The organism is Ureibacillus sp. FSL W7-1570 (assembly GCF_038593265.1).
Taxonomy (GTDB): domain Bacteria; phylum Bacillota; class Bacilli; order Bacillales_A; family Planococcaceae; genus Ureibacillus; species Ureibacillus suwonensis.
Genome location: NZ_CP151979.1, coordinates 2632801 through 2657100, shown reverse-complemented (window position 1 = coordinate 2657100; position 24300 = coordinate 2632801). Strand labels below are relative to the sequence as shown.

Here is a 24300-nt window from a genome sequence, read left to right as displayed (position 1 = left end):
TTCCTTCAGATTCCGCGTCACCACGGACACCCTTGCTCTTGGCTAACCTCTACTTCTGTCTTCGGGGTTCGGGACTTACACCCTATAGTTCATGTACATGCCGGGCGCACAAAAAGCGCAGCCGGACTTTTTCTTTCCGGCCGCGCATTCTTCCATTTCCATAAAACAGGTCTTTCCTGATGCTTAAGAAAAACCTATCAATTAAAATACTTCAAATCACGTTTCCGTTGTTCCAACCTTTCTATTTTGGCTTCCAACGATTTAATGTCCAGCTCTAAATTTTCAATTGTATTGTTGGATTTTTGGATTTCCTTTTCCATATTATAAATGCTGTTGTTTGTCTGCTCCTGCTCTTCCAATGTCTGATAAATAATTTCATTTTTTAATGTGGCAATTTCCTCATTGATGCGATTGATTACACTCTTCTCATTTTTGATTTTATTGTTCAATTCTTCAATTTCTTTTTTACTTTCTTCAATCATTTCATCCGTTACCTGGATGGCATAATCCTTAACATTTCTTTCCGTGATGGAACCTCTTTTGACCACCCTTTCATCCGCATAAATGCTGGTTATCAATTTTTCTTCATTATGATTTTCCGTTGATTCCTGTTCGAATTCTTCGCCCAATAAAATATCTTTTTTCACCAGACGCAACGCTACTTGTTGGAAGTTTTTCGGCACTTCATGAATGTCAATGATGTAAATATCATTGCTGGAATAAACCACTTCCGTCGGCAATTCCTTGTCCAAGTTCACTCTCGCCACAGCCCTGAAGTTCAATTCGGATAAGTAACTTCTCATATTCGATGTAATTAAAGTGACTTGCATTTTATGGTTTTTTTCATCATAAACCCAATCTTTGATGATGAATTTGCCGTTCGAATTGAGATTATGTTCTTTCCCGATTTCCGTATTCAAAATGTCCAATTCATCCGCAATGAACACTTTGCTTGTTAAAAAAAACGCAAATCCTACAATAAAGAAAAGGGTGATGACGATATATAAATTGGACCATTGGGTAGTCAAATTTTTCCTCTTTTTCTTCTTCATTCCGGTCAAACACCTCCTATATTATTGATGGGCTCTATCCCTTTCACTTTATAAATTCCGCCAGTTTCAACCATGTGAAGTAAAACAAAGTCATTTCTTTTCTCCACATAGCCATTCTTATAATCGATTTTCAAATCATAACTGACAATCACTTTTTTATCATCTTCGCTGTTTAAATACACATGAATGTTGCTCACTTTCGTGGTGGATTTGAATTGGGATTCGTCCAAGCCATCGCTGGGAAAAAGGGTTTCGGTCAGTTCATCGGTCATATAATGTGAAGCGTTTTGTTTGGCGGTCACATAGTTTTCCGAATTCACGTTATAGGTGTATTCTATAAATCTCCGCGCTGTATTCTTTAAGTTTTCAGTCGACTGGTTACCGGATGAATATCCCCCATTATCACTTTTCTTTGTATTTTCCCCATTTTGTATATCCGGTTGATTCTCCAAAGCAAGGATTTCCTGCTGCAAATCCGAGATTTCCTTTTCTTTTTCTTCCAGCAATTTCGCGTATCTTTCATGTATTTCCGATTCGTTGTTTGCCAATTTCTTAAAAGAGTAGATGTTTCCCGAAAGAGAAAGGACAAGGACAATACCAAGCGTCACCATTATGCTGAGATATTTGGCTTGCATACCGCGATTCTCCCCTTATTTGAATAAAAATGGTGTTGGGTCAAATTGGCCACCCCACATTTCCGTCTTGAGTTCAAAATGCAAGTGAGTACCCGTAGCACGTCCGGTTTTTCCGCAAGCACCGATTGATTGCCCGCTTGAAACACTTTGGCCGTTTTTTACATTGATTTTACTTAAATGGGCGTAAGCGCTGATGAAATTGCCATGCTGGATTTGAACCAGGTTTCCGTACGTGCCTCTTACGCCTGCATAAACCACTACACCATCCTGAACGGCATGGACTGTATTCGATTCATTGCAACTCAAATCCACTCCCAAATGAAACTCTCTTACCCCGTCCAAAGTGCGCCATCCATAAGGTGAAGTGATTTCCAACGACCGTTTCAATGGAGAGGAGAAACCGTTTGAAAGTGTGGCTGAATTGCCCATCATCGCAGAAGGCAAGTATCTCAATACGGCATCCACATATTCAATGTCCCCATAGCAAGCTTGATATTGAATGGCGGCAGGTCTATGGCATTTATACAACCCGGTGTTTTTGAACTTTTGATACATTTTTTGCGAATACTCAATCGCCAATTCCTTTGTGTACGCTCCTCCATTGGCCATCACATAGTCAATAAATCCGCTTCCGAAGTTATAGCTTTGAAGCGTCAATTTTACATCGTAATTCGCCTTTTGCAAAACATTGACGAAGTGTTTTACACCATACACAATACTTTCGTCCGGGTTCTTGATACATCCGATTCGCCCGCATTTTGATTCACTTGCCTGCATCGGATCATTGCCTCTTCCTCCACTCTCCTGCATCATTAAAGCAAGCAATAAATCTGTATATTGTTCAAGCTCAAATTTGGATAATTCGGAAGCGATTTGTTCCCGATACCGTTCAACTTCCGGCGATACTTGAGCCGTACCAAAAGCCGACATTTCCACATTTTCCCCTGTCTTTAAAACACCTTGTATGGCCCCGATGATGCCGATCATGATAATAAAAAAGAGCAAAGCAATGATCGCAATGCTCCAAAGGATGATTTTCTTTCTGACCGTAAGAACTCTATATTTTTCTTTGATTCGGTTTTTTACAGATTTTTTTCCGACAGCGGCAGTGGCATTTATGACTTTTACCATTATGCGCCACCACCGAATAAAGTTAATTCATTAGGCGGAATTTCGACTTTAAACGTTATATTTTTAACCCCGGAAATGGAAAGGATTAAGTGGCCCGTTTCGAACCTAGGAATTAGCTGCAATTCAGAATCGGTTATCTGACCTTCAAAAATGGATTTGATGATCGGCAAAGTAATGGCATCCTGTTGCGCGATAAATTTGTATTGGGTAAGTTGGAACAATTTTTTAATATTTTCAGCGTTGTCATTGGTAATTTTCCCATCATAGTTCGGCACGAAGTCATTAATCGAATGGCTTACAAAGAATATGCCTCCGAAGTATTTTCTGGCTTCACGCATAAACCGTTCAATATATTGGACGGCCGGCTTTGAAATATCCCTTGTGTTGATGATGTTATGCGCTTCGTCCATAATAATGAGGTATTTGACAGCATCTTCCACCGTCAATTCCCCGTGATTGAACTTTCTGAATTGGTTGGATCCGTTGACAATCATCCCATCCCATAGGGTGTTCATGATATTGAACAATTGCGCCTGGAAAATCTCCCCTTGCAATGATAACAATGAACGCAAAGGAAACGACACAATCAGTTCATCATCAAAGGACCGGATGGATGAATGTCCATCGAAAATTTGACTATAAATTTCAATCAGATTTTTTATCGTCAACTCGATACTGCTTAATATGGCCACATTGCTTTCCGACAAATTTTGTTTGATGATTCTGTTTGGAAAGTCCTCGTAAAGTTCATCCCGGATTAACTGAAGGAACTCGCTGAAAGTTGGATATTCATGTGCTTTGAAGGTTGTAATCGGCAATACTTTCTTTTCCGACCACAAACCCTTTCGAATATATAACTTTAATAATAGAGAAGAAAACATCGACTTTTCATCGTCGGTCGCTGTCGGCTTCAGATAATTATAAAAAACTTTCAACTTGGATAGATGCTGCATGAAAGACAGTTCTTCATTCGTGCTGCCATCATCATTGACCGCTGTTTTATATACATGCAGAGGGTTAATGATCCCTTCCGAACCGTCCAATGCAATCTGTTTTCCACCAAGGGCTTCCACCAACTCGCTGAATTCACCGGTTATATCGAGGATGCGAACTTTGTTTCCGCGTATCGCCTGTTCAAGAACCATTTTTTTCAACAATGTCGACTTCCCACTTCCCATCACGCCGACCATTAAAGCATTATAATGCTTCCTTTGTTTGTCTTTATGGAAAAGATCGAACAGCACGGTTCCTCCAGTATAGGTTGTGCCTAGATAAGTGCCATTCGGATCGTGCAAAGCGGTGTAGTGGAAAGGATATCCTCCAGCCAATGTGGTAGCGGAAATTTCTTTTCCTTTTCGTTTATTGACATATTTCAATTGTGTATGATAGCTCGTAAACATACTTTCCCATTCCCATTCCTGTTCATTTAGAAAAACAGCGGAACGGAAATTCATCGCTTCCAATTCTTCCATTACTCTGCGTGTATTAATCTCCAATTCTTCCAAAGTTTTGCCTTTCACGTATAAACGGAGATGAATACATTTGACAATTTCCCCGAGCGCTATGTCATTGTAAAGCTGATCCAATTCCTGATACAGATTTCGTGCATCAATGCGCTCAATATTTTCTTTGGCGTTGTAAAAACGGGCGTTCTGCTCGGCCATCGCACGATTGATTTTTTCAACCACTTCATGTTTATTGGCATTGGCAATATCAATTGTGGCAATGACATTGGGCATGTTTAAAATGGGTTCCAACCAATAATCTTGTACGATGCTTTGATATTTATAGACATGCAAACACGTTATGTACCCGTCTCCCAAACGTATATAATTCGGTTCAAATTTAATCCCGCCTTGTGGCTGTATCGCCGCAACCAGATTGGGGTTGTAGCCTTTTTCAACTTTTACTTCTTCGTCGGATTTCTTTCGGATGATACGTTGCAATTTTTCAATCAGATCCATGCCCTTCCTGCCCCCTTATTCATTTTCGTTCAACGGTTTTGTGTTAGGGTTAAACAATTGGAATAGAATATTGGTCTTTTTCTCCAAAGGAATCCCAATCACCGGATTGCTTCGGCTTAACAAACTTTTCACCCGCTGTACCTTTTCCAATAACTTCTTTTCATCGTCAGAATAAAGAAATAAGAAGTACTCCCGGTTCGTACGGTATTTTTCAAGGTTTTCCAATTCTTTCATTCTCGCTTTTAAAAAAGTTTCGTAGGCCGGATTTTTATTGTTTCTCATTCGTTGGGCAATATAGGCTTTTTGCCGTTCCAAACTCAAAGGCACATCCAACGGGACGATTTTCAGATCGTCAATATAGGTGGCGTAAAATATGGCCAAGGTATTAATATCATTCTGCAAATCTGTTTCATTAAGCGAGTAAATGTCCTTCGATTCGATTTGAACAATTTCCAGATATTCGCCGCTCCTCATTTCGAAAAAATCATTGTTGGTGATATCAATAATTGGACAGATTTCTGCGAAAGAAGATTTAACGGCCGTTTTTTTCTGTTTCTCCTGTTTTTCGGAAATGACGTTGTTCTCATCAAGAATCGCAAAACCGTTTTGCGAACTTTTCTGCTTCGTCTTTTTTTCATCTAAAAATACCATTCATGTCACTCACTTTCAGAATGATCGATTGCACAATAAGTATTTTTTTTTCGCACAATCGCATAATATATCGCATGAAACATCCGTTTGTTCGGATTGCTTTTCGGTCGAATAATCATAAATATGCCAAACAGCACCAAGAAAACCGTGTACCAGACTTTTAAATCACTGTGTACATATTCGATGGTGATTGCTCTGAATAAAATTAATCCGACAATAAAAAGTAAATCGAACAAATAAATGAATTTCGTAATTTTCAATTCACTGGAAATTTCCCTAGGAATCCGATAAATGCGCATAATCACACCCCGTTAAAAAAGAAAAGTAGTATTTTAAATGGCAACACTACCTTTCTTTCAGTTTATGACTTCACTTTTTCACGTTTTTTGATTCGTTTTAATCGTTCTTCCGCACTTTGACTTTTAATAATATATTTTCGTTGATCGTTTCCGTTTTCTTGGGAATGGCGATTCGTTTCATATGCCAATGATTCATTTTCATCTGCGAATCCATTGGAGAAATCGATTGAATGTTTTTTGGTTTGATGATTTTGGACATTTTGAGTTGAAGTTTGTTGCCCTTTATTGTTCACTGATAAATCTTCGCTGTAAGGAGAACTTGCCGCATTTAGATGGCCTTGGCGGTTTTTCCCGATTGCAAGGTTGATATCTTGGGCTTCTGTTCCTGTTTGGCTGACAGCTTTCATACCGGAGCCCGCCAAATGCCCTGCCAGCGATTGATTAACATTACTTTCAAATGGGGATTTGGGTTGCAATTTACTTAAAGGCGATTGATTTCCGATTACATGTTCAGTTTCAATTCTTTGATTTTTGGATTGGCCTTGGTTTATATCTTCAAGAGTATGCTCCGCTGATAATTTGCCTTTGATCGCTTTGGCCAATCCGTTTCCGAATTTTTCGGTAGCATACGCTCCGACCGCCAATCCCCAACCATTTCTGAGGCCGGCATCGATGCCAAACAGCCTTTCCACTATATTCGGGCAGTCGATCACCGCCACACTGAAACCGATTAAAGCGATTAAATACGCCCATCCATCCAAATTATTTTCCAACCAGACAGTCCCGATCATATAAAGTTTCATCGACAGGAAGATTAAGATGACCACGATAAAAATGCCCAATATATTTTGCAAAATCTTTTTTGTTTTTTGTCCGTCATGGATATCAACAGGGGCGATAATCGTTGCGAGCAACTGATTAAACACCAATTCAAATGACAGCCTTGCCAGCTTATAAGCAATGGCGAACAATGTAAATCCCAATGCGCCAAGAGTAATGACGATGGTCAGCCAATCAACCGAGAATCTATAGTAGTATTCTTCATTCCATCCGTTTTCCCCGTCTTGTTCAAGTTCGGCCAATTCGACAGAGCCGTTTTTCCATGTCAAATAATGCTGGGCGACTTCGGGATGCTGGAGATTCAATTCTTCATGTTTGAGTTTTTCTGTAATTTTAATATTGCGTACGATACTCAATGGCAAGCTTTGGATTTTCTCCGGGTTCTCCCAGTTATTTTTATCAAACTCCACTAAGTCTGTTATATTCCTGGAAATGATGTTTTCCGATATGGTTCCATTATCAACACTGTATAATGATCCGTTATTGATGGCGCGGATCGCTTCATCCGTAAACTGATTCACCCTTTCCATCCCGCTGAACATCAATACTAAAACGGAAATGGATACGATTAAATTGATCCCGATTGTTTCAGCATCCAATTTTCTTTGGAAAATCAACATATACCCGGTAATAATTAAACTAAGGGCTAATAAAACCCATAACAACGGTCTGATGGAATCTATAAACGAGACCACTTCCGGGTTTTGGAAAAATTGCTTCGTCAGTAATATGGTGTCAATGACATTTTCCATCCCGTCCACTAAGATGGATAAACCTTTGATGACCACCCAACCAACCGTACGCATTCCATCCATAAAAACATTTCCTATCGAAAGGAAATCCTCGAATTTTTCCAAAATATCAATGGTTTCTTGATTACTCACGTGATTTTCTCACCGCCTTTTATTACCGTTCAATTTTGCATCAACTTCGATTGCAGCGTTTCATCTTTTACATTTCAATAATTTCCGAAAGATTTCGATTGATTTTATAATCGTATGTGTCCACAAGGGTGATTGTTTTTTGGGCGGAAGTTTCCTCATCCGTTTCATTAAAAATGGTGATGAAACAATCGTTTAACAAAACCCTTATTTTTCCGCCTCTCTCAAGTAATGATTTATTTTTTTGGATAATTTGGTATAAAGCATTTTGCACCTTTGATCTCCTTCCTAATGATTTTCCTTCGTTTCTATTCCGCTTTTGTGGAAACCGACCTTTCCAGTTTAAATATTATCTATGCCGCAAAAATGCGCCCCGCCGGCTTCCATTGCTTTTCTTTATAAACTTTGCAATTCTTTTCTTTTATCTGTAATTTGTTTGGCCAGTTGGTTCGCTTCATTAATTTTCCGCTCATTCACCATGACTTTATATTTTTCTTCCAATGTTTTAATTTCAGCAGTGATAACCTCATATTTCGTAATCTTTTTAGATAATTCATCACTATTGTTATTGTTTAATTCCAGTTTCGCCTCATCTATTTTTCCAAGTTTCAATAATGCATAAGTTTTCATTTCGGAGCGTTTCACATTCATTCTTACATTTTGGATGTTCAGCATCAGTTTCCAGTCCCCGTCCAAATAAGCCAAATCATATCTTGCCTCATTTGTGGGATAAATTTCGTTAAATGCCGCTATTTTTTCCCTTTTTGTTTTCTTTGGAAGCGTTGAACTCATGATCATTGTTTCAGCCTGAATATGATCTCCATCAAATAACTCAACCGCTTTTTGGAATTTGTTATTGTTTATATATTCAAGAAATAAAATTTGCACTTGATTATCCGTCAGCTTCTTCTTATCTAATTGTTCAAGTTTGGCAAACATTTCGTTTTTGTCGCCCATTAAAGCACTCTCATATATCGCTATTAATTCCTGCGATTGTTTCAATTCTTCGCCGCTGTCTGCGAGGGCTTTTTCATAGTTGTCTTTTTGAACCACGTATGTAAATCCTGTCACTAAAGATCCTGTCAGACCCAATACGGCAATTGCATAAACGCTTTTACGCTGCCATCCTTTTAATTTTGAAATTTGACTTTTATCCACTTTGGCGAGGAATTTATCTACCTTTTCTTCCTTTTTGTATTTCTCCGGTGTCAACTTCTCGATTTGATCTAACAGATACAGCTTATCGGCCTGAAATTGTTTATCCACCTTAATGCGGTTGGCCATATTTTTGATTTTGTGATATATATTCGGAAATTCATAAGAACCAAATTCAAATGTTCCTCTATAATAAACTTTGTTGTTATCCCCCAAGACTTGAAATTCGCTGGTGAATTGCTCCTTTTCTTTGCGGCATTCGTGTTCAATTTTATGGCTCAATTTGACCGCTTCAGCGAATGACATGAGTTCGAAATTCTTTATTTTTGAATTTGGAACGTTGTAAAAAATTACCTTCATCTGTAATCTCCTTTCCAAAAATTTAAGCCATCCCGCATGCATAGATGGCTTAAACATATTTATCGATGATGATATCCCGCAAACAATAAAAGCTACTCTTCCCAATGATTTTTAGAGTAGCTCTGAAATCTTAAAATTTAATATTTGAACTGATCGAATTCGCAAGAGAATATGCGCCTAAAACAACAATTAAACCGACCACCCCGCCAATAAACCATTTGACGGCTTTTTGACGGCCTTGTTCCCCTCCGAAAATCAAATAATATCCGCCGATACAAAATGCAATGGCAGTCGCTATAACGGCAGGCATTTGCAGCCATTCAAGAAAGGCTTGTCCCGTAGCGATTAAACTCTCCATTCATTTCCCTCCCTTTTACTCCAAGGTGCCGATTCGATCGTTCACATCCTGATTTCCACTTGAACTGATTCTCAAAAATTCCGCAAAAGAGCCCCCCACAACACACTCAATAAGGACAGTTTGGGGATTCGGTGAGTTTATAGCCGTTCACTCACAAACTCTATGCAGCATATAGCTGCAATGCACAGTGTTTTTAGATAACACAGAACTATCCATGTAGCCTTTTTCATGAACAAGTTTTAGGAGTCACTTGTTGAACCTTCACTTATGTATATCCGTCTGCCCGACTACCAGGCAACAGACACATCGTTATTCAATTGTTTTTTTAATAACCGTCCTTATTGAGTGTGTTGTCGGCCCCAAATGGTTAAGTTTATATTTATCTATTTATACATTTGCTTTCACTTTGATTTTTTTAGGTTTCACTTTTTTTAATTCATCTGTTTCATTCTTGCGCTTTGCAATCACATGATTGTTTTTTACAACGGTTCTTGCCCGATAATATAACTCTGTCACTTTTTCAATTTCGCCCGTTTCCTTTTCGATACCCACGAAGCCTTTAAGTTCATATGTTTTACCTTCAAAAGTTCTTATCGAATCATTTGCAGGCAACTCATATAAACTCATTCTTTCCATTACTCTCTCACCTTTATCAAAGTCTATTTTGTCGAAGGGGATCTCTCCCAAAGAAGTTAAACCGATCAGACAAGAAAATTTATATAGATCGTAAACAGAAGGCAGTGTTTTATTATTTTCCCAGAAACTAATTTTTGCTTGCGAAACACCAACGGATTCCGCCACTTCCAACTGTGTGATATTGCGCTTTTCCCGTTCCCGTTTCATCCAATCTCCGAGTAACAAACATTTCACCACCATTTATTAGTTACGATATCCCGCACAACAATGAATATTTAAAAATTTATTGAATATTCAATATTAATTGGCATTTAAATTTTAACAAAGTTTTGTTATTAGTCAATTTATCCATAATTCCTAAAAAAATTGGTCCATTAGTCAAAAAGCACCGATTTGTGCAAAATTTATCTTTTTCTTTATATTTTCTTTGATTCGTTTCGCTGGAATGTGGATTTTGAAATATGTATAGTTATATTAGTTTCAAAAAAGCTGTCATTCTAAAGAGTGGATAAAAATACAGTGTTGGGGAGAAAAAGATTTCATTGAAGGAAGGAGGATCGGCATCATTGGATATACATACAGCTCTGGCCTTACGGATGAAAGAACTTGCGGAAGAACGGGGCAAAACACCAGCAGAAATCGGCAAACTGGGTGGTCTGAGACAATCCACCATTTCAGAAATCCTTCAAGGAAGATCAAAGCATCCTAAGATTGATACAATAACGAAGTATTGCCAAGGTTGCGGTATTTCGCTGCATGAATTTTTTCAAAGCGATTTATTCAAAATAGCGGAAATACCTCCCAAAAAAATGCATAAAAAAATGATGGAAAAAATGAACAGAAAAGCGGAGGGATGATTCTTTCCATATACATAATATAAAAATGATGAAAACTAGTATAAAAAAAATGTATAAAACATGTCGATATTTTAATAATAAAATGGTTAATTGTTATAGTTAAATATAAGCATTCAATTACACTTTTCTCAAAAATTTGCCGTTACATACAAATAAATACCATTATTCGACCGAACAAATAGGTCGTTTTCCTTTGGATTCGACAAATATTTCTTTATGTTAAATATATTTCAATTTCTTTTCTGATATTATATTTTTATTACATACTCCGAAATACAGTACTTAGTCCCTATATTTTACGCATTTCCTGCTGATTCGTTAAAGAAACATCTATACATATAATAAATGCCTGCAAAATTTTGCAGGCATTTCAGCTTGTAGACAAAGTCCCTAACTAGGGGCCAAATCTACAGGCTTTTTTTGTATAATAGGGATAGAATTCTTGGTTAACGGGGGAAATTTAGGATGTTATCGAAGCGTACTGACAATAATCGAAATCAATTGGAAATGGTGGCTCTTGATCAATTGGTTCCAGAAAATCATTTGGTAAGGAAGATTGAACAAGCCATAGACTTTGATTTTATTTACGATCTTGTCAAAGATACCTATTGCCTAGATAACGGAAGGCCTAGTATTGATCCTGTTGTGCTCATTAAAATGGTCTTTGTGCAGTATTTATTTGGTATTCGATCCATGCGTCAAACGATCAAAGAAATTGAAACCAACGTGGCGTATCGATGGTTCTTAGGATATGGTTTCACAGAGAAAATTCCTCATTTTTCAACGTTCGGCAAGAATTATGTTCGTCGTTTTCAAGGTACTGATTTATTTGAACAGATTTTTTATCGTATTTTAAAAGAAGCGATGAATAAAGGATTAGTGGATGCATCTGTTGCCTTTATTGATTCAACACATGTCAAAGCGAGCGCCAATAAAAAGAAGTTCGATAAGAAAATTGTCCGGGCAGAAACAAAAAGCTATCAAGCGCAATTAGAGTTAGAGATTAACCAAGACCGTGAAAACCATGGAAAAAAGCCCTTTCCCCCGAAAGAGAAGGAAGAAACCAAGGAAATAAAGGTCAGTACAACCGATCCTGATAGTGGCTATTACGTAAAAGATGAACGGGAAAAGATGTTTGCCTATTCTTTTCATACCGCCTGTGATGCAAAAGGCTTTGTCTTAGCTACCAAGGTAACGGGAGCGAATATTCATGATAGTCAGGTGTTTGGTCAATTACTCGAACAAGTCATCGAAAAAGTAGGCAAACCAACTGCAGTAGCCGTAGATGCCGGATACAAAACCCCAGCGAATGCGAAAAGTCTATTGGATAAAGAGATTCGTCCAGTCATGCCATATACAAGGCCTAGAACAAAGGACGGTTTCTTTAAAAAGTATGAATATGTATACGATGAGCATTATGATTGTTACATCTGCCCAAACAACCAAACTCTTGAATACCGAACAACAACAAGAGAAGGATATCGACAGTACGCTTCGAAACCGGAAATATGTAAAACGTGCCCATTTTTAGAAAAGTGTACCCAAAGTAAAGATCACACTAAATTTATTCATCGCCACATTTGGGAGCACTATGTGGAAGAAGTCGACCACTTAAGACATACAGAAATCAATAGAAATATATATGATAAGCGCAAAGAAACGATTGAACGGGTCTTTGCCGATGGAAAAGAGAAGCATGGCATGCGATGGACAACTCTACGAGGACTGGAAAAATTGTCCATGCAGGCGATGCTTACTTTCGCTGCCATGAACTTAAAGAAAATGGCAAACTGGACATGGAAAAGACCATGTCCAGCCTAAATAAGAGAAGAATCTTAGAAAATGATGAGCAAAAAAAGACAAATCCCAACTCAAATGAAGCATTTGAGTTGGGGTTTGTCGACAGTCTGAAATGCCTGCAAAATTTTGCAGGCATTTAATTCATTTTAATGATTTATTGTGAACTTGCGTCTTTCAAATATTTAACGGTTTTCCTGCTTCCAATGGTCAATACAAGAATCCCGCCAAGCAGCAGCAGCACGCCCATCCAACTCATTGGGCTTAAATACTCCCCTACCAAAAAGACCCCGAGTAAAGCCGCTGTCAAAGGCTCCGCCAAAGACAATGTCACCGCTGAAGAAGAACTGATTTTTTCAAGACCCGCCAAATAGAAGATGTAGGCTAAACTCGTTGCAAATAGGCCCATAAAAAGCATTGGCCACAGATTTTGCCCTTCCAACACCCAGGAAACGCCACTTCCCGAAAAGGGCAACAGAAACAGCGCACATAAAGTAAAGGTCATCGCCACGCTCGGCAACGTCTCTTCCCTTTCCGTCAATTTCTTGCTGCAATTTGTATAAAGGGCAAACATGGACCCGGCACATAAAGCAAGCAAAATGCCCAAAGGATGAATCGTTGTATCCCCCCGCGTTACAAATAACAAAATGCAGCCTATAATGGCGAGCAATGTTGCAATTCCCCACACTCTGTTCGGACGTCGTTTAAAAAGCAGCCATTCAATGATTCCAGAAAAGACCGGTGAACTGCCAATGGTTACCACCGTTCCAACCGCCACTCCCGTATAGCGGACAGAAGTGAAAAATAAACATTGGAATAAAGCGATCGTCAGTGCTGCAAAAACGGTCCATTTCCAAGACCATTTTTTAAAATTGATTTTCCGCATGATGAGGACTGCAATGAGCAATACCCCTCCCCCAATCGCTGAACGCACTCCTGCAACAGCGATTGGCGAAATGCCTTCCCGCAAAAAAGTTTGGGTGGTTCCAACGGTTCCCCACAACATTGCCGCAAGCAACACGAATATATATGGTAATATGTTCATTGCATATCCTCCCGAAATGCTATTTTACTGTAATGCTACCATATTTTTCAGATGATTACATCATTTCGAAAACCGCTTAAAATCCTCGCCGTTTCCTATAATAATAATGTAAAATAAAAGTAAGAAATGACGGATCGTTTACACAGTGAAATCATAAAATGAAAGGCGGGTCGTAATATGTATAAAACCGTTAGCGAAACGGCAAAAGATCTCTCAATGCCTGAAGAAATGGTCCTGCGCTACATTTACGAAGGCCGCATCAAAGCTGTCCACGATGGTGAACAATTCCTCATCAACAGCGACCAATTTGACACGTACCTTGAACAATTAAAACTCCTGAAGGAAGAAATGGAACTTTGGCAAAACACCCCAATTCCGGATGACATGGATGTCCGGGATGAAGATTAACGATTACGGACGCTTTTCCTGAAAACATGTACCTTTCACAAGCAATTCAATGAAACCGAATGGACCGCTCATGAACAAAAAGATCATCCAAATCCATCATGGATATGGATGATCTTTTTCTTGCACATCAAGAAAAAATGCTTCTTGAAAAAAGCTCCCCGAGAAGCATCCAAGAAGCACCCTTTTTAAATTGTCACTACAAAACCGGCACGTTTGCCGATAATTTCCGCATAATCTTCCACCATCACGCTGGCAGTCGGATACATCCCCGCACCCGGTCCAATAAGTGTCAATGTGCCAATGTAGTTTGTTTCCATTGTTACCGCATTGAACACATCATCAATCGGATATAGAGGATGCTCCTTGCTTACAAGCATTGGCCCCACTTGAGCAAAAATTGTGCCATCAGGCAACTTTTCCACCTCTGCCACGTGACGATACCTGAGACCTTTTTCTTTTGCTTCTTTCACTTGTTCCGGCGTAATGCCGTCGATTCCAACAACTTTTACATCTGCCCAGTTTGGCTGCTCACCAAAGGCCAATGCCGATAAAACCATAAGCTTTTTAAATGCATCTTGGCCGGAAATATCCATATACGGATCCGCTTCTGCATATCCAAGGGCTTGCGCTTCTTTCAACGCTTTATCAAAAGACCAGCCTTCAGCGCGCATTTTTGTCAAAATGTAATTGGAAGTGCCGTTTAAAATTCCCTGAATTCTTGTCACATCGTTGACGAGCAAAATGTTTTTCATTGTCTTGATGACAGGCACCCCGCCTGCAACCGTCGCTTCATAGCCTACAAATACACCGTTTTGCTTTGCAAGTTCTTGCAGTTCAAGCCCGTATTTTGCAAACATCACCTTATTTGCCGTAATGACGTGGCACTTTTTCATTACCGCTTTCTTTAAATATGTGTATGCAGGCTCCTCGCCTACAATCGCTTCGAATACCACTTGCAAACCTTTAACGTTTAAGCAGTCATCAATGTTATCTGTCAACAAATGCCGTGTTCCTGGAACTCTCTCTTTTGTTGTGTCCCGAACCAATATTTTTGCAACCTCTAACTCGACACCCAGTTTTTTGCGCAAATCTTCCCGTTTTTCGTTCAATATATGATAAATGCCTTGGCCAACTGTGCCAAATCCTAAGATGGCCGCCTTGATTGTTGCCATTTTCCTTTTCGCCTCCATCTTTTCTTTCGAATTGAAATTTCATTGTTGAACAACGAGTGCTGAAATTCTATACTATACAAACACTCTTTATTTGCAGATATAAAAAATAATAAAATTCAATATTTTTTGAAACATACAGAAATTTTAACGTATATTTGAAAGGAACTCAAGGGAATTCTACTCAAGATGGACATTTGTTTTCTACGAAAGGGCATACAACTATTATAATATAGCAAACTTGCTCACTTTTAAAATAAAAAAAGCCAGTACAAACATTGTACTGACCTGTCATTCACCTGTTCACGATGCATTTGCCAACAAAACATTTCGGTATTGGACCAAAATTTTTCTCATCAGCTCTTCTTCTTCCGCTGTAAAGTCTGGAACTCCGTAAGGTCTTCGAATCAATTGGAAATCTCCATATTTTAAATACCATTCTTTTGCCGGCTCTGAAATATGTTGCTCACCAAATTCTTTGTATTCATCATATACTTCTTTGACGACATAATCATGGGTTAGCAAGGAATATGTCTGTTCTTTATATGGTCTGTACCCAAAAACACTTTCCCAGCGTCTATCGACGATTTCAAGCAAATGCTGCAACGCTTTTGCATTCACAAAGGTATTCGTTTCATTTAATTCATATATGATATAAGCCGCAAAATTTTGGGCGCTATAAACCTTACTCATCGGACCAGCTCCTTTATAAGTTAAGGGGGAAAGCCATTAAAGGCTTTCCGTTTTTATTTTAGGGGGGATCAGATACGATGGAATCTAATCATTCTCTTATAACTAATATATACGATCCAATTTAAAATTTCAAGTATCCTAATTAATTTACTAGGTTTTATTTCAACAAAAGGGGATAGGGGTTATAACGAACAACTATACCTGCTAAATGACGGGTCAGCAATTTTAATTAGGATGTGAATTGCATTCGAATGGGAATACAATTCACATCAAAAGTAACAACTTGATGTTTGGCGAACTTTTTCTGTAAAGGGGCGTCTTCATGGCTGCGAATGGGCAGCTTTTATAGGAATCGACCATATTTATTGCTTCAAACCGCTGAGTAAGCATTTTTTAGTAACGAGCTTTGGATTTTTACCCGCTGCAAATGGGCAGCGTTTTATTTTGCTACGGATGGGCAGCATTTGTTTTTGGATTTTGCAACTGCTGCGAATGAGCAGCTTTGAATCCATATAGCCAGTGCCGGATTTACATGCTTTGATCCGCTGACACTGGGTTCTTCAGCTCAAATGAGAGCCGAATTGGGATTTTCCGGTATCAAATGACCGTTCTTTCTTTTATATGCAAATAGAGGGGCTTTTATAAATGATCAACTTAAGCGTTCTTTACACCAAATTCAGCTGCTGCTTTGGCTAAAGCCTGATCTAAATCCGCAATAATATCATCTGCGTTTTCCAAGCCGATGGATAGGCGGATGAGCTCTTCTCCAACACCGGCAATTTTCAATTCTTCAGGAGATAATTGTTGGTGAGTTGTTGAAGCCGGATGAATAATCAATGATCTTGCATCTCCAACGTTTGCAACATGAGAGAACAATTTCACGTTGTCAATAACGACACTGCCTGCTTCACGGCCACCTTTAATGCCGAATGTCACCATAGAACCATAACCGTTTTTCAAGTATTTTTTCGCTAAATGGTGAGATTCGAATGATTCATCTCCTGGATAATTCACGTATTCCACGTATGGGTGGTTTTTCAAAAACGCCACTACTTTTTCCGCATTTTCACTATGTCTTGGATAGCGGAGGTGAAGAGTTTCCAATCCTTGAAGGAAACTGAAAGCCGCATCCGGACCTAAAGTTGGGCCTAAGTCGCGCAATAATTGAACGCGCAATTTTGTTGCAAAAGCTGCGCCTGCTGTATCGATGCCGTAACGGATGCCGTGATAAGTGTGGTCAGGCTCTGTGAATCCAGGGAATCGGCCTTGTGTCCAGTCGAATTTTCCTGCATCAACAACAATTCCTCCGATTGTTGTACCATGACCGCCAATCCATTTTGTTGCTGAATGGATAACAACATCTGCTCCAAAATCAATTGGATTGCATCCATATGGTGATGGGAATGTATTGTCGATGATTAATGGAAGGCCATGTTCATGGGCGATGTTTGCCACTGCTTCAATATCTAAAATGTTTAGGCTTGGATTGCCCACCACTTCGGCATAGATTGCTTTTGTTTTGTCCGTAATTGCTTTGCGGAAGTTTTCCGGATCTCTTTCATCTACAAATGTTGTTGTAATGCCCCAACGAGGTAATGTGTTAGCAAATAAGTTATATGTTCCGCCATACAATGATCCAGCAGAGACAATTTCATCTCCCGCATTGGCGATATTTAAAATGGAGAAGGCAACTGCCGCCTGACCGGAAGATAGAGCAACAGCTGCAGAGCCACCTTCTAGCAAGGCAACACGCTTTTCAAACACATCAACTGTAGGGTTCATGATGCGGGAATAAATATTTCCTGCTTCTTCAAGAGCAAAGAGTTTACGGGCATGTTCCGTGTTTTTGAAGGCATAAGCCGTTGTGCGATAAATTGGAACCGCGATTGCACCTGTAACTGGATCAGGTTGTTGACCACCGTGAAGTAATAACGTTTCTGGTTTGAATTCGGACATGATATTTCCTCCTAAACATAAATTTGAGATGGAAGGTTTCGAGAAGGCATGGAAGATAAAACAAAAACCCTCTTCATATAAGAAGAGGGCTCTGTACACGTACATTTCCTCCTCTTATCTTTCAGACAAACGTCTGTAGGATTTAGCACCTTTGCAAATTCTTGCCGGTTGCCGGGCATCTTTGGGCCTATTCCCTCCGCCACTCTTGATAAGAGTAATGATTAATTTTCCATCGTTGGATTAACTATAAAACATAGTAACCCACTCTGTCAACTATTTTTTTGAAATTTTTAAATCTTTTTTTATTTTATTGAGTATAATAGATTAAAGCGTTTTTTTCTATAAAAGGAGCAAATATTATGTTGATAGAGCTGATTATTTCACTTATTGCGGGATATTTTATCGGTTGCATCCATGGATCAAATGTGGCCCAATACCTTTCCGGGGTGAATCTGAAAGAAGCGGGCCATGGAAATGCGGGGGCTTCCAATGCCACCTTGACCCTTGGCTGGAAATACGGCATACTCGTAGGCCTCATTGATATCGGAAAAGGCGTCCTTGCCATAATCTTGGCAAAATATTTCTTAAATCACTTCACTTCATTGGATGCGGAGCAAATTTCCATATTCCTTTATTTGATAGGCGCGGCGGTCATTTTTGGCCATAATTTTCCTATCCATATGAATTTTCGGGGAGGAAAAGGAACCGCTTCCCTGATCGGCATTTTCGTTGCGATCAATTGGAAAATGGGTCTTCTTGCCGTAGTCGGTCTTATCGTTGTCTCTTTATTGACCAATTATTTGATTCTGGGCGTGTTTTTCTTTTATTTTGCATTTGCAATCAGCGCTTTGCTTTATGAGCCATCCCTCTGGCCTTTTATCATTGTTCTGTTCCTTCTTTTGGTCGCAATCATTTTGCATTTAGAAAACATAAAACGGATGAAGCGCGGCACAGAACCGACGATTCGTTCCGCCTTAAAAAAGAAGAAAGGCCCATCCGTATAAAAATAGTATCTTCCGTAAAGGGGTTATTCGTTGAACACACTTGGCTACGGAAGATACTTTTTTATTGTCCGCCGATTTCCGATTCATCCCGGTATGTTTCTTTTCCTTTAAAATAAGTAAGTATGACTTTTGCTTCGCTGATTTCACCTGGCGGAACCCTGAAAATATTTTTATCCAATATAATAAAGTCCGCCTGCATGCCTACCCGGATTTTTCCCAATTGTGCTTCCCTGCCTATTTGCCTCGCCGCATAAATGGTGTAGCTTCGGAGCATCTGCTTCAATGTGGCGCTTTCTTTCGGCCACAAAGGCTTTTGACTTTTTTCATCATTCCAGTGAAGTCTTGTCATTCCTGTCTCAATTCCATAAAGCGGGTTCAACTCACCATCAGGAAAGTTGCTGAAAGATGAGACCGGCAATCCCTTTTCAAAGTAGCTTTTCATTCGATGCCAGTTTTTAAGTTCGTCTTCCTTGCCGGCATCTATGGATTGATGAAAGATGGCCGGCTGGACGGATGGAATAATCCGAAACTTCCGGAAGTTTGTCAAATCATCATTCGTTACGATCGGCATATGGGAAATGACATGTTTAAAATTCTTTTTTCCATTTCGTACCCGCGCATATTCAAATCCTTCAAAAATCATGTGCAACTCTTTTTCTGCTTCCACATGAATCCGAAAACCTTCCCGATCCAGCAAATCCAACATATCAAGAAATTTCTCCTTCTCCCAAACCGCATTTTCTGTATAATTCATTTTTGCCGTTTGGACGCTGTAATTTTTCCCTTGGTAAATCTCCCTCCACTCTTTAAAAAGTTCGATCTGATCCAAATCCTTGAGGGGATCCACGTAGATTCCCAACTCATAGGTCATGGTCAATAGATTTTTCCGATCCAGTTCATCAAAGGCTTTCAGCACATTTTCCGAATGGTTTCCCAGGGGAACAAATGCGGCCGTAATACCGTATCTGGCTGCATCTTCTTGATATTTAATCAGCGCCTTTTTATATTGTTCCACGGAAAAGTCCGGCTGCGGCAGCGCTTGTACGACCATATCAGTGAATTGTCCCGGAATGATTCCGGACGCTTCTCCAGTTTCCGTTAGGCCATGCTCAATATGATCTAACCCGGATATTTCCAATGTTTTGGAATTGACCCATAGCTCGTCTCGGTGAGCGGAAAATGCGACAAATGGGATATCATGCACAAGTTGGTCAATAAGGTCTCTTGGCGTTTTTCCGCTTTTCCCCCATGCTTCTTCCGTCACTTTTTGATTCCATCCAACTGCGCACAGCTGTTTTAATTGTGGATGCTGTGCACGGTACGAAAATATGGCTTTTTCATATTCTTCGAAGGTGGAAAAGGAACTCAAATCCAACCAAAACATCTTCTCCGCTTTTAAATAAGCGGCATTGTGGCCGTCAATAAACCCCGGCAACATCAATCGGTTGTCCATATACATCACTCTTGTTTGAGGGCCCTTATAGGCTTGCACCCCTTCCCGGTCTCCTACATAAACAAATTTTCCGTTTTTCACTGCAACCGCTTCCGCCTCTTCATTGGCTTTATCCATCGTAAATACGCGGACATATTCAATCACCAAATCCGCTTGGACTATCTCTTCAGCTCCGATCCCCTTGTAAGGGACGGCTATCAAACATAGCAAGAGCAGTACAATGAAAAGCAATTTTTTCATTTATACGACCTCGCTTTGCGGGAGAACTGTTTCAATTTAGGGTATTCGTTTTTCAACAATACATACCGCTATTTTATAATCATCAATCCTTTGCCCTTGAAACAACTTTATCCCTGCAAATCAATGGATTCCTTTTTGCTTTTTGGGCGCTGTGCCCGACCCTCTTAATATGCCCACAAGCGGCACAATCCTCTCACGGTGATCCCCTCCTGCCACCGCCTTCCTCCCTTGCAATGTTCAGCTTTGTATTTTGGGGACGGTGGTTTGAATAATTCAAATTTTTGCCATTGGCAAAAAAGTATAATATGATACCTTTAAGAAGAGAAACATCGCTTGATGAAGCGATATTCCAACCAATTAGTACATAAAAGGGGTGTAAAGATTGAGTGTAAAAGAATTATTGCGCAGTCATACTTCTGTTCGTAAATATACAGGAGAAGAAATACCGAAAGAAAAAATCATCGACTTGATTCAGACAGCCCAGATGGCCGCTTCTTCCCACTTTGTACAAGCTTATAGCGTCATTTTGGTGACGGATGAGGAAAAGAAACAAAAGCTTGGGGAACTTTCCAACAATGAATTCCAATTCCAAACGGCCGGAGCCGCTTTGTTATTCTGTGTCGATTTCAAACGATTGGAAGTGGCAGGAAGAAAGCACGGTGTCGATATTACGGTGGATACAGCGGAAAATGTCTTAGTAGGTGTCGTTGATGTGGCGATTTTTGCGCAAAATTTTGTCATTGCCGCAGAATCGGAAGGCTATGGTATCTGCTATATCGGAGGTGCCAGAAACAATCCTGAAGCGATCAGCGAATTATTCAACTTGCCTGAACATGTATTCCCGCTCTTCGCGATGACCGTTGGAAAACCGACAAAGAAAAATGAAACAAAACCGAGACTTCCTGTTGAAGCCGTATTGCACGAAAATGGATACGACGTGGATAAGTACGACGAAATTCTGGATGAATATGATGCCATTATGGAAAGATATTATGCATCCAGAAGCTCCAATCAAAAAGTGTCCAATTGGACGAAACAAATGGCTGATTTCCTAATCGATCAACGCCGTCCTCATATTAAGGAATTTTTAGCTTCCAAAGGATTCACTTGGAAATAATCATATTACCTGAATAAATGAAATCCCTATTAGGCTGATCATTGAAAAAATTATCTCCTAATAGGGATTTTTATTTTGGATGAATGCAATGGCGTTTCGTCCACTCCAACATAGATTGGAAACAGTACGGGGAAAAGGACTATTATCTTAATATCGGATAACAAAAATCGAATCTTTTCTCATAGATTCAACAATTACCCTGATGGAAAATTCCTATTTTGTCGTATACTTCTTTTTTTTGACATTTCAAATAGATTAAAATTAATGAAGAGATTTCCTCAATTGGATAATGATGACCACGAAGGGAAGAGGAAGATGAAACAACATAAACAAGTTGCTTTATCCCTTGAACGTCAACATCTGAAATATGTAAAAAGTTACTATAAAACATTGGCGGACATCAACATGTGTTTAGGGAATATCCACCGCAGCATCCAACCACGAATTGATAAACAAAAATACCGGTATGCAACGGAATACGTCAATCAATATATTTCCTACACAAACGTCTGGAATATTAAATTTGTCTATAATTTGGAAAACCCTGAAGTGGCCCTCCTTCAGATTTTCCATTTGGATTACATTTTTGAACATGAACCGGAGAATCGCTTTGCTACGGAACGCAAGCTGCTTGAAGAGCAGAAGGAGCGCTTTTTTACAGTCAATCCCTATAAAGCGGAACAAATACAATCAAGAAAACAGGAGATGCTTGATTATATAAAAAATCGCTCCGAACCATCCGCTTCTGAACATGAAAAACCCGAAGCCAAATGATGCTTCGGGTTTTTTCATCTTCATTATGATTGGCCGATATTAACGACTCCTTCAATTTGCAACGCTTTTACCGGCAGGAACGTTTCACCGGTCTCAAAATAACGGATGACCACTTGATCCCCTTCCCGCAAGTAGATGGACAGCGGTTCGTTTTGGGAACTTACCACAAAATTTTGCCCATTATTCAGCAAGAAGGAAACAAGCGTATAATCCCCTACCTGTTCTTTGTAAACGCGAAGGACCGTTCCGGTAATCGTTTTTTCTTCTGCATTACTTGAACCATCCACCGAACTTGCCCCCCGTGTTAAAGCCGTTTTATACTGTCTCAATGCTTCATTAGGTGTTGAACCGTATACGGATATTTCCGGATTCACCGCGGATACAATAAAGTAATTTTGCAAGAAGCCGTTGGTGTCAAGAACCGGTGCAAGCCAGCTCGCTTCTCCGTAGAAATTGTAAAGGATTGGCATAGCCCCATGCCATTCTTTTTCGATAAATTTCTTCTCAATGATGTCCAAAGCCCCTTGGGAATCCATATAAGATTCTTCCATATTCCCCGTATAATACACCGCTTTCCCTGTCCGCGCATGGGTCAAGGAATAGCCGAGCATGGAATCTACGCCTTCTTTCGGGCTTGTAAAATCCGTAAAGTAATACATTTCCCCATCCTGATTAAAGACCGGGCTCACATTCGCTTCCGTCCCTTCATCGGAAGGCAATTTCACGTCTTTTTTGCCAAAGATGCTGTTCCAGAAGCCATGAACATATTTTCCAAAATAGCTGTTCTGAAGGCTCACCGCTTCCGGAGAAACCGCCCCGTCAATGAATTCCGGCACTTCTTCCAAAGGAATTTTCTTTGTTTCACCAGAATATGCATCCACCATGACAATCCCTTTCACATCAAACCCATTCCGGGCTGAAATAAATTCACCGTAAGAACGGATGTAATAAGGGGTTCCGTCATCATCCACCTCAAGTTGCGGATCGCCGTAGAAAATGAGCGTTGGATACTGCAGACGGATATGGCGTTCCAAATTTTTATTAAAGAATGCAGACGGCACATAGACCATTTCCTTGGCAACAAATACAGGATTATCATTGGAATCCGTTGCGCTCATTTTGAAATAGCCGGGCGTCGTATCTCCATTCAGCCATTTGAAAAACCCGGAAAACTCAACAGGGGCAATATAAACGAACTCCCCATTCACCTTCTGGATCTGCAAGTTGCCAAGCTCATAATAACTCGTATTCGGCACTTGCCCAAAGGCTTTCTTCATTTTGTTTTCCGCAAATTGAGGAGGGACGCTGGCCGGGGTTTTTGTTTCATCAAAGGGTTCAATTTCCACTTCTTGTTCCATTTTTGCAGATTCGTACTTTTCATCCGCATTAAAAATCGGAACAATCAACAAATAAATGAGTCCAATTAAGCTGGCAAAAAACAGGAGCCCTTTTAGCGCCCGTTCCGCTCCACCGGATGCAAGAACGCCGAACAGCAAAATCACCGGCATTGCGTATAGGGCAACCGTCCACTGCACATCAATCTTCGTCAAATAAACAATTAGGAAATACAGGATCCAGCTTGTAATAAAAACAAAAACGAAAGTCTGCAACAATTGTTTGAACGGCAATACATCGCCCTTCGGCAATTTCCTCGTAACCGGAACAATGAGAACCGTTGTAATGATTGAAAAAATTAGGGTCGTTAAGATCAGTTGAGTCATCCTTTTCACCTTCCTTGTACTTTTCTACGGAAGAGATGAAGAAATAGTTTCAATTATTTGCCGATTCCCGCAGCATATTTCTCATCAGAAAAAAGGAAAAATGA

General features: G+C 39.7%; 23 protein-coding genes, 1 pseudogene and 1 riboswitch. Of the genes and pseudogenes, 6 read left to right on the top strand and 18 right to left on the bottom strand.

From position 1 onward, the window contains the following. Positions 1–197: 197 nt before the first annotated feature. The 12 genes and pseudogenes from NST13_RS13220 to NST13_RS13165 all read right to left on the bottom strand — a co-directional run. Positions 198–1052 (bottom strand): hypothetical protein, encoded by an 855-nt coding sequence (locus NST13_RS13220; protein ID WP_342470573.1) that lies wholly within the window; start codon positions 1050–1052, stop codon positions 198–200. 5 nt (positions 1053–1057) lie between these two features. Next, positions 1058–1687, bottom strand: a complete 630-nt coding sequence (locus NST13_RS13215; protein WP_342580779.1) for a hypothetical protein — start codon at positions 1685–1687, stop codon at positions 1058–1060. 15 nt (positions 1688–1702) lie between these two features. After that, positions 1703–2818: a lysozyme family protein gene (locus NST13_RS13210; protein WP_342470575.1), complete on the bottom strand. Its 1116-nt coding sequence runs from the start codon at positions 2816–2818 to the stop codon at positions 1703–1705. After that, on the bottom strand, positions 2818–4782 hold the full coding sequence (locus NST13_RS13205) for a type IV secretion system protein VirB4 (RefSeq protein ID WP_342470576.1): 1965 nt from the start codon (positions 4780–4782) through the stop codon (positions 2818–2820). Before NST13_RS13205 ends, NST13_RS13210 begins: the two co-directional genes overlap by 1 nt. A gap of 15 nt (positions 4783–4797) precedes the next feature. Further along, entirely contained in the window at positions 4798–5433 is a 636-nt protein-coding gene (locus tag NST13_RS13200) for a hypothetical protein (RefSeq protein ID WP_342470577.1), read from the bottom strand. A 5-nt stretch (positions 5434–5438) separates the two neighbouring features. Next, on the bottom strand, positions 5439–5732 hold the full coding sequence (locus NST13_RS13195) for a DUF5592 family protein (protein WP_342470578.1): 294 nt from the start codon (positions 5730–5732) through the stop codon (positions 5439–5441). A gap of 62 nt (positions 5733–5794) precedes the next feature. After that, positions 5795–7456 (bottom strand): pLS20_p028 family conjugation system transmembrane protein, encoded by a 1662-nt coding sequence (locus tag NST13_RS13190; protein ID WP_342580778.1) that lies wholly within the window; start codon positions 7454–7456, stop codon positions 5795–5797. Positions 7457–7523: 67 nt separating this feature from the next. Further along, positions 7524–7727, bottom strand: coding sequence for a hypothetical protein (locus NST13_RS13185; protein ID WP_342470580.1), 204 nt, complete (start codon positions 7725–7727; stop codon positions 7524–7526). A gap of 122 nt (positions 7728–7849) precedes the next feature. Next, on the bottom strand, positions 7850–8968 hold the full coding sequence (locus NST13_RS13180) for a hypothetical protein (protein WP_342580777.1): 1119 nt from the start codon (positions 8966–8968) through the stop codon (positions 7850–7852). Positions 8969–9098: 130 nt separating this feature from the next. Continuing rightward, positions 9099–9326 (bottom strand): hypothetical protein, encoded by a 228-nt coding sequence (locus tag NST13_RS13175; RefSeq protein ID WP_342470582.1) that lies wholly within the window; start codon positions 9324–9326, stop codon positions 9099–9101. A gap of 387 nt (positions 9327–9713) precedes the next feature. Beyond that, positions 9714–9962, bottom strand: coding sequence for a hypothetical protein (locus NST13_RS13170; protein WP_342581860.1), 249 nt, complete (start codon positions 9960–9962; stop codon positions 9714–9716). Positions 9963–10016: 54 nt separating this feature from the next. After that, a pseudogene (locus NST13_RS13165) lies at positions 10017–10169 on the bottom strand (helix-turn-helix transcriptional regulator); the annotation flags it as partial. Between the two features lie 335 nt (positions 10170–10504). On the opposite strand from NST13_RS13165, the gene NST13_RS13160 reads away from it, so the two are divergent. Beyond that, on the top strand, positions 10505–10819 hold the full coding sequence (locus NST13_RS13160) for a helix-turn-helix transcriptional regulator (RefSeq protein ID WP_342580776.1): 315 nt from the start codon (positions 10505–10507) through the stop codon (positions 10817–10819). Positions 10820–11284: 465 nt separating this feature from the next. Further along, entirely contained in the window at positions 11285–12640 is a 1356-nt protein-coding gene (locus NST13_RS13155; protein ID WP_342580775.1) for an IS1182 family transposase, read from the top strand. Between the two features lie 133 nt (positions 12641–12773). On the opposite strand, the gene NST13_RS13150 is transcribed toward NST13_RS13155, so the two are convergent. Beyond that, positions 12774–13661, bottom strand: coding sequence for an EamA family transporter (locus tag NST13_RS13150; RefSeq protein WP_342470584.1), 888 nt, complete (start codon positions 13659–13661; stop codon positions 12774–12776). 177 nt (positions 13662–13838) lie between these two features. Between NST13_RS13150 and NST13_RS13145 the strand changes: the two genes are divergently transcribed. Next, positions 13839–14069, top strand: a complete 231-nt coding sequence (locus NST13_RS13145) for an excisionase family DNA-binding protein (RefSeq protein ID WP_342580774.1) — start codon at positions 13839–13841, stop codon at positions 14067–14069. 185 nt (positions 14070–14254) lie between these two features. Here NST13_RS13145 and NST13_RS13140 read toward each other — a convergent pair whose 3' ends face one another. From NST13_RS13140 to NST13_RS13130, 3 genes are all read right to left on the bottom strand, one after another. Then, positions 14255–15241 (bottom strand): homoserine dehydrogenase, encoded by a 987-nt coding sequence (locus NST13_RS13140; RefSeq protein ID WP_342580773.1) that lies wholly within the window; start codon positions 15239–15241, stop codon positions 14255–14257. Between the two features lie 300 nt (positions 15242–15541). Further along, complete coding sequence (locus tag NST13_RS13135; protein WP_342470587.1) at positions 15542–15931, bottom strand: hypothetical protein; 390 nt, start codon at positions 15929–15931, stop codon at positions 15542–15544. Positions 15932–16585: 654 nt separating this feature from the next. Continuing rightward, a complete protein-coding gene (locus NST13_RS13130; RefSeq protein ID WP_342580772.1) occupies positions 16586–17887 on the bottom strand; it encodes an O-acetylhomoserine aminocarboxypropyltransferase/cysteine synthase family protein in 1302 nt (433 codons plus the stop codon). A gap of 111 nt (positions 17888–17998) precedes the next feature. Further along, positions 17999–18102, bottom strand: a riboswitch (SAM riboswitch). Between the two features lie 144 nt (positions 18103–18246). Here NST13_RS13130 and NST13_RS13125 point away from each other — a divergent pair. Continuing rightward, positions 18247–18891 (top strand): glycerol-3-phosphate acyltransferase, encoded by a 645-nt coding sequence (locus NST13_RS13125; RefSeq protein ID WP_342580771.1) that lies wholly within the window; start codon positions 18247–18249, stop codon positions 18889–18891. Positions 18892–18952: 61 nt separating this feature from the next. Here the strand turns inward: NST13_RS13125 and NST13_RS13120 are convergent, their stop codons facing one another. Further along, the gene (locus tag NST13_RS13120) at positions 18953–20584 is read right to left on the bottom strand and encodes an amidohydrolase family protein (RefSeq protein WP_342580770.1); all 1632 of its coding nucleotides are present in this window, start codon (positions 20582–20584) and stop codon (positions 18953–18955) included. Between the two features lie 382 nt (positions 20585–20966). On the opposite strand from NST13_RS13120, the gene nfsA reads away from it, so the two are divergent. Both nfsA and NST13_RS13110 read left to right on the top strand, forming a co-directional pair. Continuing rightward, entirely contained in the window at positions 20967–21701 is a 735-nt protein-coding gene (nfsA, locus tag NST13_RS13115; RefSeq protein ID WP_342580769.1) for an oxygen-insensitive NADPH nitroreductase, read from the top strand. Positions 21702–22016: 315 nt separating this feature from the next. Continuing rightward, complete coding sequence (locus tag NST13_RS13110) at positions 22017–22475, top strand: hypothetical protein (protein WP_342470592.1); 459 nt, start codon at positions 22017–22019, stop codon at positions 22473–22475. Between the two features lie 23 nt (positions 22476–22498). Here NST13_RS13110 and NST13_RS13105 read toward each other — a convergent pair whose 3' ends face one another. Then, entirely contained in the window at positions 22499–24196 is a 1698-nt protein-coding gene (locus NST13_RS13105; protein ID WP_342580768.1) for a hypothetical protein, read from the bottom strand. Between the last annotated feature and the right edge of the window lie 104 nt (positions 24197–24300).

Coding starts and splice junctions, on each gene's coding strand:
- NST13_RS13180 (WP_342580777.1), bottom strand. CDS start 8,968: ATGAAGGTAATTTTTTACAACGTTCCAAATTCAAAAATAAAGAATTTC.
- NST13_RS13145 (WP_342580774.1), top strand. CDS start 13,839: ATGTATAAAACCGTTAGCGAAACGGCAAAAGATCTCTCAATGCCTGAA.
- NST13_RS13155 (WP_342580775.1), top strand. CDS start 11,285: ATGTTATCGAAGCGTACTGACAATAATCGAAATCAATTGGAAATGGTG.
- NST13_RS13195 (WP_342470578.1), bottom strand. CDS start 5,732: ATGCGCATTTATCGGATTCCTAGGGAAATTTCCAGTGAATTGAAAATT.
- NST13_RS13205 (WP_342470576.1), bottom strand. CDS start 4,782: ATGGATCTGATTGAAAAATTGCAACGTATCATCCGAAAGAAATCCGAC.
- NST13_RS13200 (WP_342470577.1), bottom strand. CDS start 5,433: ATGGTATTTTTAGATGAAAAAAAGACGAAGCAGAAAAGTTCGCAAAAC.
- NST13_RS13140 (WP_342580773.1), bottom strand. CDS start 15,241: ATGGCAACAATCAAGGCGGCCATCTTAGGATTTGGCACAGTTGGCCAA.
- NST13_RS13135 (WP_342470587.1), bottom strand. CDS start 15,931: ATGAGTAAGGTTTATAGCGCCCAAAATTTTGCGGCTTATATCATATAT.
- NST13_RS13120 (WP_342580770.1), bottom strand. CDS start 20,584: ATGAAAAAATTGCTTTTCATTGTACTGCTCTTGCTATGTTTGATAGCC.
- NST13_RS13215 (WP_342580779.1), bottom strand. CDS start 1,687: ATGCAAGCCAAATATCTCAGCATAATGGTGACGCTTGGTATTGTCCTT.
- NST13_RS13170 (WP_342581860.1), bottom strand. CDS start 9,962: ATGGAAAGAATGAGTTTATATGAGTTGCCTGCAAATGATTCGATAAGA.
- NST13_RS13105 (WP_342580768.1), bottom strand. CDS start 24,196: ATGACTCAACTGATCTTAACGACCCTAATTTTTTCAATCATTACAACG.
- NST13_RS13220 (WP_342470573.1), bottom strand. CDS start 1,052: ATGAAGAAGAAAAAGAGGAAAAATTTGACTACCCAATGGTCCAATTTA.
- NST13_RS13130 (WP_342580772.1), bottom strand. CDS start 17,887: ATGTCCGAATTCAAACCAGAAACGTTATTACTTCACGGTGGTCAACAA.
- NST13_RS13210 (WP_342470575.1), bottom strand. CDS start 2,818: ATGGTAAAAGTCATAAATGCCACTGCCGCTGTCGGAAAAAAATCTGTA.
- NST13_RS13175 (WP_342470582.1), bottom strand. CDS start 9,326: ATGGAGAGTTTAATCGCTACGGGACAAGCCTTTCTTGAATGGCTGCAA.
- NST13_RS13150 (WP_342470584.1), bottom strand. CDS start 13,661: ATGAACATATTACCATATATATTCGTGTTGCTTGCGGCAATGTTGTGG.
- NST13_RS13125 (WP_342580771.1), top strand. CDS start 18,247: ATGTTGATAGAGCTGATTATTTCACTTATTGCGGGATATTTTATCGGT.
- NST13_RS13110 (WP_342470592.1), top strand. CDS start 22,017: ATGAAACAACATAAACAAGTTGCTTTATCCCTTGAACGTCAACATCTG.